This is a genomic window from Nocardia sp. CWNU-33, from assembly GCF_046764895.1.
Taxonomy (GTDB): Bacteria; Actinomycetota; Actinomycetes; order Mycobacteriales; family Mycobacteriaceae; genus Nocardia.
Map to the genome: position 1 here is coordinate 233142 of NZ_JBKOQN010000007.1, position 14391 is coordinate 247532.

General features: G+C 66.7%; 1 protein-coding gene. It reads left to right on the forward strand.

Annotated elements, in window-relative coordinates; translation table 11 throughout:
- Positions 1 to 921: 921 nt before the first annotated feature.
- Complete coding sequence (locus ACLMAL_RS12260) at positions 922 to 14166, forward strand: amino acid adenylation domain-containing protein (protein ID WP_411999175.1); 13245 nt, start codon at positions 922 to 924, stop codon at positions 14164 to 14166.
- Positions 14167 to 14391: the final 225 nt, after the last annotated feature.

Genomic DNA, 14391 nt, shown 5'->3' on the forward strand with positions numbered 1-14391 from the left:
CTCGGCGTTGTCGGGGCCACACGGGTCTTGCCGACGTCGGGATGTGGCGCGATGCGCCGGTTCTTGGGACCGGCCGTAGGCGCGCTAAGAATTGCCTCCTGAACTGCATGTTTCCTTATGTCCACGGTCGGTGCTGTGCGGTCTGGCCAGCTGCGCCCCTTTCCGAAGTTCTCCTGGGATCACCAGGGGATCCTGGCTTTACGCACAACCCGACATCCGCGCCGAGATCGAAGATCTCCGTGACGGCTTCCGGCGAGCACCCTCTACGCCCGTTCCTGCTCGATAGCGCAGCTCACACATCTCTACTACGCCGACTGGAAGTATCCAGCCAGCGCAACCGCTGACTCGCCGCCGAAAATGACGCGCTACGCCAACAAACTCGGCCAAGCACGCGGCCAACTCCGGGCCTCAGCGACTCACCGAACCACCTCCGCTCGTCCCGCCCGAATCATTCCGGCTCGATAACGATCGGCCCCTGTTGAGTGGCCCAGCATCATGCCTCCACCGACTACGACGACGACATTGTCGCCGACGCAAACCAGCTGTTCAGAGGCTCGAACAGCCAGAAGTTCAAGATAATGCAGGAGCAGGTCGGGCACGCGCATGCGGCGTCGACCGCGATCTACACCGGCGTCTCCAACGAGTTCTATCGGCTGGTGACCCAGCTGCCGCAACGGCTCAGCAGTCGCTACGCCCCATTTCGAGCGACCGGCAAGCGCCCGTCAGCGCCTCATTTCGAGCGACGGCAAGCAGTCGCCATCGCCAGTGTTTGTCCATACCCCTTTCGGCGCGCTCGGCAACGGTTCAGACTGAACTTGCCGTCGCGTGTGTGCAGCGGCGAGTACTACCCCACCGGTAGCTACACCGACGGTCGGATGCACGCCGAACCCAGCGCCGATTCGTCAGAACGCAGGTCTGCTTATGCATGAGCAATCCGCGCCATACGCTGTCACCGGTAGCACCGCGCCTGATGGCGCGTTCCCGCTCTCGGCCGCCCAGCGCGGTATCTGGTTCGCCCAGCACATCGCGGGCGACACTCCCATCTCGATCGCGCAATATGTCGAACTGATCGGCCCGCTCGATCTCGATACATTGGCCGACGCCGCCCGCCGGACCGGGCGCGAATTCGGCACCGGCTACCTCCGTCTGCTCGACGTCGACGGTCAGCCGTTCCAGTTCGTCGACACGACGCTCGACGATGACCTGGTCACCATCGATTTCCGCGGCAAATCCGACCCAGAGGCCGCCGCGCACGACTGGATGCGCGCGGAGTATTCGGCGCCGCTGGATCTGTTGCGAGACCGGCTGGTCGCGGTGACCATGCTGCAACTCGCCGATGATCGCTGGTTCTGGTACTCGCGCATGCACCACATCGTGCTGGACGGCATGGGCGCGCTAGCCCTGGTGCAACGCACCGGCGAGCTCTACAACGCGGCCGTCGAGGGTCGGGAGGCGCCCGCCGGCAAGGCCGAACCATTGCAGAAGATTGTCGACGCCGATCTGGCCTACCGCAGCTCGGACCGCTTCGAAGCCGACCGCGAATATTGGCGCGGCCATCTCGCCGGGATGGCCGACCCGGTGAATCTCGCGGGCCGCGATGCCGAGGTCGACGCGCATCCGAACCGTGTTTCGGGCGCGCTGCCCGCGACCACGACAGAGTTGCTCGACACCGTCGCGAAGGCGGCCTCTTCGGGCGCCGCACCGACGGTCGTCGCCGCGTTCGGCGCCTATCTCGCCGCGATGACCGGTGCCCCCGAGGTGATCCTGAGCCTGCCTGTCTCGGCGCGCACGACGGCGTCGCTGCGCCGCTCCGGCGGCATGGTCGCCAATGTCGTCCCGCTCCGCCTTATCCTGGATCCGACCACCACAGTCGGTGACACGATCCGGGCCGCACAGAGTGAACTGACCGGTGCGCTGCGGCGGCAGCGCTACCGGCAGGAGGATATCGTCCGCGATCTCGGCTGGGCGATGGATGAGGCCGCATCGTTCGGTCCGGCCGTGAATTTGATGATGGTGGACACCAGGATTCAGCTCGGCTCGGTCACCGGACGACTGCACGTGCTGACCTCCGGGCTGATCGATGATCTGTTCGTCAACCTGTATCCCGGCGTGGGCGGTGAGAGCACCCATATCGATCTGCAGGGCAACGGAAACCTCTACAGCAACGCCGAATTGGCAGCGCACCATACCCGATTCCTGTTGTTCCTGCACCGTTTCCTCGCTGCCGGGCCGGATGCGCCGCTCTGCACCGTGCAGGTCGTATCCGAGGACGAACGCATCCAGCTGGTACCGGCGCACGGACCGGCGGGCGTAATCCCACGCACACTTCCCGAAATACTCAGCGCCGGTGCGGCAATCAACCCTGGCGCCATGGCACTGCAGTGGGGCGATACCAGCCGCACATACCGCGAGCTCGACGAATATTCGAATCGGCTCGCCAGGGTACTGATCGCCGCGGGCGCCGGACCGGAACGGACCGTGGCGATTTCGATCCCGCGCTCGGCCGAGTCCGTGCTGGCAATGCTCGCGGTGGCGAAAACAGGTGCGGCATTCGTGCCGATCGACCCGACCTATCCCGCGGACCGGATCGAGCACATGGTGGGCGACAGCGGTGTCGTCATCGGCGTGACCGTGTCCGAGGCCCGAAAGTCGTTGCCGGAGTGGGTGAACTGGCTGCTCATCGACGACGAGACGATCGGCGCGACGATAGTCGCGCAGGAGGCGGCGCCGGTCACCGATGCCGACCGGCGCTCACCCATATACCTGGACCAAATCGCGTACATCATCTACACCTCTGGGTCGACGGGTCTGCCCAAGGGCGTGCTGGTGTCGCATCGAGGACTGGCGAACCTGGTCGCGAGTTCCGGCGACGGGTTCGGTGTCGATGCCAATTCAGTTGTGGCACACGCTGTCTCGCCGAGCTTTGACATCTCCGTCGAGGAAATTCTCGTCACGCTCGCGGCGGGTGCGACGCTCGCAGTGGTGCCACCGGCGGCGTATGCGGGCGAGGAGCTGGCAGCGGTCCTGCGCGCACAGCAGGTCACCCATCTCAATGTGACGCCGATAGTCGTCGGCTCGCTCGACCCGGCAACACTGCCGGACCTGCGCACGATCGTCGTCGGCGGTGACGCGTGCCCGCCCGAGCTGGTGGCGAAATGGTCCGATCGGACCCTGCTGAACGGCTACGGGCCCACCGAAACCACCGTCACCGTGACCTTGAGCGGTCCCATGACCCCTGGTGGTCCGGTCACGATCGGCAGCCTCGTCAGCGGCGTCAGCGCCGTCGTGCTCGACCCCTGGCTGCGCCCGGTCGCCACGGGCGCCGTCGGTGAGCTGTACCTCGCGGGCACCGGGGTAGCGCGCGGGTATCACCAGCGCAACGGGCTGACCGCAAGTCGATTCGTCGCGAACCCCTATGCGCCTGGTGCGCGGATGTACCGCACCGGGGATCTCGTGCGCTGGACCGCGAGCAATGAGCTGGAGTACCAGGGCCGCAGCGACTTCCAGGTGAAGGTGCGCGGCTTCCGCATCGAGCTCGGCGAAATCGACGCCGCCCTGCAACGACACCCGGACGTCGACTTCGCACTCACTATCGGCGCCGAAACCGGTACCGGCGTCACTGCGCTGGTGTCGTACGTACTGCCCGAGCCTGGGGCCGAGGTGCACCCGGAGGCACTCAAAGCGGCTGCCGGGGAAACACTTCCGGCCTATATGGTGCCCGCCGTCGTCATGATGCTGGACAGCATCCCGCTGACGCCCCTCGGCAAGGTGGATCGAAAGGCATTGCCTGCACCGGATTTCAGCGCCAGAACCATTCTGAGCAGGCCGCCGTCTACGCCGCGCGAAGCGGCGCTTGCCGCATTGTTCGCCGAGGTGCTCGGACTGGATGCGGTCGGCGTCGACGAGAGCTTCTTCGCGCTCGGCGGCGACAGCATCGTCTCCATCCAGTTGGTGGCCAGGGCGAAGGCCGCGGGGATTCGCATCAGCGCGCGGGATGTGTTCGAGCGCAAGACCGTTGCCGCTCTGGCGGCGGTCGCCACCGAGGTGGACACCCACGTGGTGCACGAACTGCCCGGTGGCGGTATCGGTTCCGTAGAGTTGACGCCCGCGGCGCACGCGATATTGGACCAGGGCGATACCTGGCGTCGGCTCGGCCGTGCGGCATTGATCGCGCTGCCCACGGGCTTCGAGCGGGCTCGGCTCGGCGCTGCGGTGCAGGCATTGATCGATCACCACGATCTGCTGCGCTCCGCGCTGCGACGCGCGGAGTCCGGCTGGGAATGGGTTGTCGCCGAACATGGTTCGGTCAAGGCCGATGCCCTGCTGCACGCGGTGTCGGCAGGTTCCGAAGACGTGGACGCGATCTGTGCACAGGAACTGCGGCGCGCCCGCGACCTGCTCGACCCGGAGAACGGTGTCGTCGCGCGTTTCGTATTGATCGAACAGGTGGACGCCGATCCACTGTGCTGGCTTGTGCTGCACCAGTTGGTGATCGATGACGCCTCCTGCCACATCCTGCTCACGGATCTGGCCACCTCGGCCGCGGGCGATCCGCTCGAACCGGTCGGAACCTCGTTCCGGCGCTGGGCGCATGGCCAGCTCGAACACGCGGCCGAACGTGGTCCTGAACTGCCTGTCTGGCAACAGATCCTGTCCACACCGGACGCGCCGATCGGCTCCGGCACGCTCGATCCAGCCGAGGACATCGTGTCGAGGGCCGCGAGCTTGCGGACCGTCATCCCGCCCGACGTGGTGGCGGCCGTACTCACCACGACACCGGATCGATTCCACTGCAGCGGCCACGATGTGCTGATCGCCGGGCTCGCCATGGCGGTAAGCCGTTGGCGCGACCGGAAATCCACTGTGCTGACATTGACCGGCAACGGCCGCGCGGTTGCGACCCTGCCCGGCGCTGATATCGCACGCACCGTAGGCCGGTTCGCGAGCACGTATCCGGCGGCCCTCGACCTCGACGGCATCGACCTCGACGACGCGTTCGCCGGGGGCACCGCGGCAGGCACCGCGATCAAGACCACGAAAGAGCAGTTGCGGGCGTTGCCGGACCAGGGGGTCGGCTTCGGCATCCTGCGTTATCTGAACGCCGACGGCATCGTCACGCTCGCCGACGCGCCCACCCCGCAGATCACCTTCACCTATCACGACCGGACGGCGTCGGTGCACGGCGAAACCTTCCCGACACAGAGCTTCTCGGTACTCATTGATGATCTCGCGCCGCTGGCCGCTGTCGTCGACATCGACGCCACCCGGACCGACACCGGCCTGGAGGTGAGCTGGGGCTATGCTTCCCGGCTGCTCGGCGCCGCCGACATCGGCGAGCTCGCCGCACTCTGGGCGGACGCATTGGGCGCAATCGCCGACCATATCCGGTCGGCGGAGGCGGGCGGCCACACGCCGTCCGACTTCGACCTCGTCCCGGTGACCCAGCCCCAGATCGACAACTGGGAGCGGACCTATCCGAACCTCACCGACGTCTGGCCGCTCTCGCCGCTGCAATACGGCATGTTCTTCCACGCGCTGTACGACTCCGACACCGCGGACGGTTATACGGTGCAGTCACTGCTCACGCTGGCAGGTACCGTCGATGCCGCCCGATTGCGCACCGCGGCACAGACATTGGTGGCACGGCAGGAGAACCTGCGGGTCGCGTTCGTGGAGACCGACGACGGTCCCCGCCAGCTCATTCTCGGCGACATCGAAATCCCTTGGCAGGAAGTCGATCTGACCGGCATCACCGATGCGCAGGCACGCGGGCGCGAACTCGACCGCATGCTCGCGCTCGACGCGCGTACCCGCTTCGAACTCGCCCGCCCCCCGCTGCTGCGCTGCACACTCATCCGGATTACGCCCGACGAATACCGTTTCGTGCTCACCAACCACCACATCGTGCTGGACGGCTGGTCCGGGCCGCTGCTGGTGCGCGAATTGCTGGCCCTGTACGTCACTTCGGGCGACGACAGCGCGCTCCCACCGGTGCACTCCTATCGCCGATTCCTGGGCTGGCTGGGTGAACAGGATGACGCCGCGTCGATAGCGGCGTGGCGGCAATCCCTGGCCGGCATCGATACCGCGACCCGGGCGATACCGACCCTGGCCGATATCGAATCGACCGAGACCGGCACGATCTCCGTCGACCTGTCCCGCGATACGGTCGCCCGATTGGAGACGGCCGCACGCGAATCCGGCGCGACGGTGAACACCATGGTGCAGGCGGGCTGGGCGATGCTGCTGGCCATGCTCACCGGCCGCACCGATGTGGTCTTCGGCGGCACGGTCTCGGGTCGGCCGCCGGAGCTGGCCGGTGTCGAATCGATGATCGGGCTGTTCATCAATACGCTGCCGGTGCGCGTACAACTCGATCCCACCGAGAAGGTGACCGACCTGCTCGCCCGCGTACAGTCCGAGCAGGCACGGCTGATGGACCATCAGCACGTCGGGCTGGCCGCCATACATCAGGCAATCGGCCTCGCCGAATTATTCGACACGCTCACCGTATTCGAGTCGTTCCCGATCGACCGCGAAGCGTTGTCGCAAGCACTCGACATCGCGGGCATGCGAGTACTCGACGTCGACACCACCGACACCACGCCATATCCGTTGAGCCTCATCGTCATTCCGCTGCGCGGCAGTGACGGACAGGACACGCTGCGAATCACCCTGAAGTTCATGGCAGACCAGCTGGAAACTGCTGCGGCACAACTCTTCCTGAATCGCTTCGTCAGAATGCTCACGCAGCTCGCCGAGAACCCGAACGCCCGGGTTTCGCAGCTGCAGTACTGCGACGACACCGAACGCGCCGCGCTACTTCCGGTCCGCGGACCGGAGTCGGTGCCACTGCGCACCCTACCCGAAATCCTCGCCGCCGGTGCGGCTATCGACAGGGACGCCATCGCAGTCAGCGCAGGCGAACTCACCATGCCCTACGGCGAACTCGACGCCTGGTCCAACCGCTTCGCCCGGGTACTGCTCGGCCGCGGTGTCGGCCGTGAGATCTTCGTCATCCTGGCCCTCACCCGGTCGCTCGAGTCCGTGGTGGCGCTGTGGGCGCTGGCCAAGACGGGTGCGGCCTTCGCGCCGCTGGATCCCAACTATCCGGTGGAACGGATCGAGCACATGCTCAGCGATTCGAAGGCGCCGATCGGGGTGACGGTCACCGCGACCGGTGAGACGCTGCCCGGCAGTATCGACTGGCTGCTGCTCGACGACCTCAACACCATTCGCCGGGTCATGATGGTCTCCGATGCCCCCATCACCGATGAGGAGCGCGGCGGACCGATAGATATCGACCAGACCGCCTATTTGATCTACACCTCGGGCTCCACCGGTAAGCCGAAGGCCGTACTGCTCAGCCATCGTGGTGTGGCGAATCTGGTCACCTCCCAGCAGGAGACCCTCGCGCTCGACCACACCGCACGGACCTTGCAGGTGGCCTCGCCGAGCTTCGACGCCTCGGTGTTCGAACTACTGACGGCTCATGGGATGGGCGGCAGGCTTATCGTCTCACCGCCCGACGTCTACGGCGGCACCGAATTGGAGCGGCTGCTGCGCACGGAACGGGTCACGCACGCCGTGATCACACCGTCCGCGCTGGCCACCATGGATTCGACGGACCTCGAGCACCTGCGCGTGCTCTCGGTCGCGGGTGAGGCCGCGACACCGGAGTTGATCGAGCGCTGGTCGGCGGGGCGCCGGATGGTGAATCTCTACGGTCCGACGGAATTCAGCATCTGGGCGACCGGGCCCGGCGAACTCGTCGCGGGCGAACCGATCACGATGGGCGGGCCGATTCGCGGCGCCGCGAATATGGTGCTCGACAGCTGGCTGCGCGCGGTACCGGTGGGCGTGCCGGGTGAGCTGTACCTGGCGGGTCCCGCGCTCGCACGTGGCTACTTCAACCGGTTCGAGATGACCGCGGGGCGTTTCGTCGCCAACCCGCACGGCGAACCGGGTGAGCGGATGTACCGGACCGGGGACATGGTGCGCTGGGTCCTCGGGCACGACTCCGGATATGAGCTGGAGTACCTGGGCCGCAGCGACTTCCAGGTCAAGATTCGCGGACTGCGGATCGAACTCGGCGAGATCGACGCGGTGTTGTCCCGGGACGTGGAGGTCGAATACGCGGTCACGATCGGCCGCGCCGGACCGGCGGGCGCGACGGTGCTGGTGTCCTATGTCCTGCCCCCCGAGGGCGTGCGGCTCGATACCGAACGGCTGCGTGCGCAGGTGGCCGCGGAGCTACCCGGGTACATGGTGCCCGGCTACCTCATCGTATTGGACTCCATCCCGCTCACCCCGGTCGGCAAGCTGGACCGCAAAGCCCTTCCGATCCCGGACTTCTCGGATACCGGACGGCCGTATCTCGCCCCGCGCACGGCCGTCGAGCAAGCCGTCGCCGCGGTATTCGCCGAGGTGCTCGGCACTGCGCGGGTAAGTGTCGATCAATCGTTCTTCGAACTCGGGGGCAATTCGCTCAGCGCCACAAAGGTTGTCGCCCGGGTCAATTCGGCCCTGGGTTCGACCATCGCGCTGCGCGACCTGTTCGACGCGCCTACCGTCGCACAGCTGTCCGCGCGCGTCGTCCCGGCCACCGACGACAAGCCGGGACGCTTCGCGCTCGCCCGGCGGATCCGGCCGGACCGAGTTCCGTTGTCTCCCGCGCAACAACGGATGTGGGTGCTCAACCGGATGGATCCGACCTCGCCGGCGTACAACATCGCCGTCGCGCTGCGGCTCACCGGCGACCTCGATGTCGACGCCATGCGGCTGGCATTGGCCGATGTCATCGATCGACACGAAAGTCTGCGCACCCTCTATCCGGTGGATGCGGAGGGACCACGCCAGGTGGTGATCGGCACCGCGACGGCCGCGCCGCCGATGCCCCTGATCGACACCGAAGATGGTGCGCCGCTGCGGGATCGGATCAATGATCTGGCCGGCACGGGATTCGACCTCGCGACGGAACCGCCGCTGCGCGTCGGGCTGTTGCGGCTCGACGGTTCCGCTCCGGTTCATATCGTGGTTCTGGTGGTGCATCACATCAGCGCCGACGGCGCGTCGATGGCGCCGCTCGCTGCCGATCTGGTTGCCGCGTACTCCGAGCGCGCCACCGGCGCCGACACCACCCGTGTCCCGCTCGCCGTCCAGTACGCCGACTTCGCGCTCTGGCACCGGGAACTGCTCGGTAGTGAATCCGATCCGGAATCGATTGCCGCACAGCAGATTCGCTTCTGGACAGACTCACTCAACGGTGCGCCGGACGTGCTGGATTTGCCGGCCGACCGGCCACGCCCGGCTGTGCAGACAATGCGCAGCACCGAGTTCGAATTCCATTTCGAAGCCGAAATGCACCGGGCCCTGATCGAATTCGCTGCCGCACACAATGTCAGCCTGTTCATGGTGGTGCACGCCGCGCTCGCGGTGCTGCTGGCCCGGCTCGCAGGCACCGACGATGTCGTCATCGGCACCCCGATCGCGGGCCGCGGCGAGGAGGCGCTCGACGAACTCGTCGGCATGTTTGTCAATACGCTCGCGCTGCGCACCCCGGTCGACCCTGGCGCTGCATTCGCCGAGTTTCTCACCGCGGTGCGGTCGGCAGATCTGGACGCGTTCGCCAACTCCGATGTCCCCTTCGAGCGGCTGGTCCAGGTGCTGAACCCCAGCCGGTCCACCGCGCATCACCCGCTGTTCCAGGTGTCGCTGACGCTGCAGAACTTCGCCGAGCCGGTCTTGGAGCTGCCCGGATTGCGCTTCGAAATAGAGGACTTCGACCGTGATGCATCGCAATTCGATCTGATGCTGGACCTGCGTGAACGTTTCACCGACACCGGACCGGCCGGGCTGGATGGTGTGCTGACCTACGCGACGGACCTCTTCGACGTGGCGACGGCCGCTTCGTTCACGGCCCGGTGGCGGCGGGTGCTCACGACGGTCCTGGCGCAGTCGGATGTGTGCCTGGCTGATATCGACATCCTCGACGATGCCGAGCGCGCGGCGCTGGTTCCGGTGCGCGGTCCCGAAACCATCGGCACGACAACGCTTCCGCAACTCCTCGCCGACTCTGTCGCGCGGTATCCGGAGCATCCCGCGCTGGTCGTCGATGGAAAGACTACGACCTACCGAGAACTCGATATGCACGCCAACCGACTGGCACGGCTGCTGCTCAAGGCGGGCGCCGGCGCGGAAACGGTGGTTGCGCTCGGCCTGCCCCGGTCCGCCGAACTGCTCACCGGGATGTGGGCTGCCGCGAAGATCGGGGCGGCCTTCCTGCCCGTCGACCCAAAGCATCCGGTGGACCGCATCGATCACATGCTCACCGATTCCGGTGCCCGCGTTGGCCTCACCATCGGCGCTAATCGCCCGGCACTGCCGGACAGCACGCACTGGCTGGTCCTCGACGACCTCACCTTCGTCGAACGCTGGTGTCACGCGGGCGGTCGAGGACTGCTTGACCAGGAACTGCCGAGCCCGATCCGGCCGGACAGTCCGGCATGGATGATCTACACCTCCGGGTCGACCGGAACGCCCAAGGGCGTCACCGTTTCCCACCGCGGCATCGCCGATCTCGTAGCGGCACAACGCGAGTTGCTCGGGATAGACGCGACGTCGCGGGTATTGCAGGTGGCCTCGCCGAGTTTCGACGCGTCGGTATTCGAGGCGCTGATGGCGTTCGGGTCCGGCGGCGCCTCGGTGGTCGCACCGCCCGAGGTGTTCGGCGGCAGCGCGCTGGCCGAGTTGATCGACGCCGAACAAGTCACCCACATGGTGATCACCCCGTCGGCGCTGGCCACCATCGATCCCGCCGAGGTGTCGAGCGTGCGGGTGCTGGCGGTGGCGGGCGAGGCCGTCGGCGCCGAACTCGTCGACCGGTGGGCCGCGGATCGGACGATGATCAACCTGTACGGTCCGACCGAATTCACCATCTGGGCGACGGGTTCCACGCCACTTGTCGTCGGCGAGCCGGTCGCTATCGGCAAGCCCGTCCGCGGCGCATCCGTCCTGGTGCTCGACGATCGGTTGCGTCCGGTGCCCGTCGGCGTCGCGGGCGAACTCTACCTCGCGGGGACCGCGCTGGCCCGCGGTTATCACGCCCGGCCGAGCTTGACCGCCGCCCGCTTCATTGCGAATCCCTTCAGCGGACCGGGCGATTCCATGTACCGCACCGGCGATCTGGTCCGCTGGACCCGCACGGCGTCGGGATTGGAGCTGGAGTACCTCGGCCGCACCGATTTTCAGGTCAAGGTGCGCGGACAGCGCATCGAGCTCGGCGAGATCGACGCCGTGCTCGGTCGCGCCGAGGGCGTCGAATTCGCGGTGACGCTGGGCGTACCCGGCCCCGCCGGATCGACCGCGCTGGCGGCATATCTGGTGCGCGCCTCCGGCGTCGAACTCGACCTCGCGCAAGTGCGTGCCGTCGCGGCAGACACCTTGCCCGCGTATATGGTTCCGGCCGCCTTCGTCGTCCTGGACTCGATCCCGCTCAACGCCGTCGGCAAACTCGACCGCAAGGCCCTGCCCGCGCCGGAATTCACCACCGATCGCACCGAGTACCGGGCGCCGTCGACCCCGACCGAGGAGGCGTTCGCGCAGATCTTCGCCGAGCTGCTCGGTATCGACAAGGTCGGCGCCGATGATTCGTTCTTCGCGCTCGGTGGTGACAGCATCCTGGCGATCCAGCTGGTGTCGCGGGCCAAACAGCAGGGCCTCAATTGCACGCCGCTGCAGGTTTTCGAGCACCGCACCGTTGCCGCGTTGGCCGCGGCGACCGATGCCGCGGGCACCGTGGTGACGCTCGACGAACTGCCCGGCGGTGGCACCGGCGACATGCCGTTACCGCCGGTCGTGCACTACATGCTCGAGCGTGGCGGCAACTACAACCGATTCGCCCAGACCGCGGTGTTGGAACTTCCGCTGGGCATCGACCGGGGCCGAATCGTGGCGACCCTGGCGGCCGTCCTCGACCGACACGACATTCTGCGTGCCGGGCTGACGCAGGCCGAGGATGGCGAATGGCGGCTGCTGGTAAGCGAACCGGGCTCCGTGGAGGTAGACACGCTGCTGCATCGCATCGAATTCGACTCGGCCGCCGACTCCGTCGACCTGCGTGAGTTCGCGGTGACCGTCTTGGATTCCGCGGCGAACCGGCTGGACCCGGCGAACGGAGTTGTGCTGCAGTTCATCTGGCTCGACCCGATCGGCGATGCCGGAGCCAGAGCGCGGCCGGGTCGGCTGATCGTACTCGCGCACCACCTGGTGATCGACGGCGTCTCGTGGCGCGTCCTGGTACCGGATCTGGTCGCCGCCTGGGCACAGGTGTCCGTCGGCAACAGCCCGGTGCTCGCCGAGACGGGCACCTCGATGCGACGGTGGGCGTACGCGCTCGCCGAGGAATCCCGCACGGATCGACGGGTTTCCGAACTCGGATACTGGCAGGGCGTGCTCGAGGGCCCGGATCCGCTGATCGGTGCCCGTGAGCTGGACTCGGCGATCGATCAGGCACACACGTTGCGCATGATCGACCGCCAGGTATCCGCGGAAGTCACCAACACACTGCTCACCACGCTCCCTGGCCTCTTCCAGGGCGGCGTCAACGACGCCTTGCTCACCACGCTGGCGCTCGCGCTGGTGCGCTGGCGGGCACGCCGGAGTATCGCCGAGGCGATCGCGCTGGTGCGGCTGGAAGGCCATGGCAGACAAGAGGAAGTGGTCCCCGGCGCCGACCTTTCCAGGACGCTGGGCTGGTTCACCAGCATCTATCCGGTGCGATTGAACCTCGATGGAATCGATGTCGACGATGCGCTTGCCGGCGGCCCGGCCATGGGCATGGCGATCCGTGCGGTGAAACATCAACTGCTCGCGGTGCCGGATAAGGGCATCGGGTTCGGTCTGCTGCGCTATCTCAATCCCGATACGGCAGCGCAACTTCCGCGGCGGCTGCCCGGTCGAATCAGCTTCAATTACCTCGGCCGGTACTCGGCCGGCGCCGGCCCGGCTGGGCTGGAGGGCCTCGGCTGGCTGCCGACCGACGAGTTCGGCGAACTCAACGCGGCCGAAAGCCCGGACGTGCCACTGCAGTCTGCGATCGATGTGAACGCGGTGGTCGTCGGTGACCGGCTGGAAGCAAGTTTCGGCTTCCCCGAAACACTACTGCACCACGACGATGTGGCCGAGCTGGCCGACCTCTGGGTCGAGGCGCTCGGTGCGGCCGCGGAATTCGCCCGCACGCCGGCCGCGCAGGCCGCCGCCGACGAGGAGGCCGCGACCATCGCCGCGCAAACAACTGCGGCCGAGATCGCCACCGCTCCAACAGGACTCGGACTGGACGTGCTATTGCCGATCCGGCTCGGCGGCACCGAACCCGCGTTGTTCTGCATCCACCCGTCGTCCGGAATCTCCTGGACCTACCTGGGACTCGCGGACGCGCTGCAGCCGGGACGACCGATCTACGGACTGCAAGCACCGGATCTCGGTGGCCACGAACCACCGGTACGTTCGATCGAGGAGTTCGCCGACCGGTACATCCGCGAGATGCGCGCGGTACAGCCGACCGGGCCGTACCACCTACTCGGTTGGTCGTTCGGTGGGCTCATCGCACACGCGATCGCGACCAAACTTCAGCAGGCCGGTGACACCGTCGGTGTCGTCGCACTACTCGACGCCGATACCACCGATATCGATGGCGACAGCATCGAGCGACTCACCGCGGGCGGCTTCGTCAACGCCTTCGGCTCGGTCTTCGGTATCGACGACGTGCCGGCCGACGCCACCGCTGAAGCCGCAGCCGAGCTGATTCGCGAACGGCTGGGCGGCGTTTCGCTCATCGACGCAGACACCATCGAGCGGATGGCCGGATCGTTCAACGCTTCGGCGCAGACCAGAACCGGCTACCAGCGCCCGGTATTCGACGGCGACATCGTGTATTTCAGCGCAACCGTCGACGCCTCCGACATCTTCGGCCCCGGCGGCTGGCGGCCCTATGTGACCGGCGATATCACCAACCACGACATCGAGGTCACGCACCTCGAGCTGACCGGACCACATGCGCTGCCCATCATCGCGCGCGTGCTCGACGCGGAATATCTGGGAGGAAAACGATGGGCTCCGAAGAAGGAGTCCTCGTCGAAGGAATCGAGAAGTCGTTCGGCGCCGTAAAGGCCTTGCGCGGCGTCGATTAGCGGCAGCACCGGGCGAGGTGTTCGGCATCCTCGCCCCGAACGGGGCGGGCAAGACCACCATGGTGAACATCCTGTCGAGAGCCTGAGCTGGCGGAGTTGCGGGCGCTCGTACCTGGTATAACGTCTTGTGGCAGGGCAGTCGCAGACCTGCTATGCCACAAGGCGTTTCACGTGATGGGTCGTCATTGCCGAATGCTCGTCT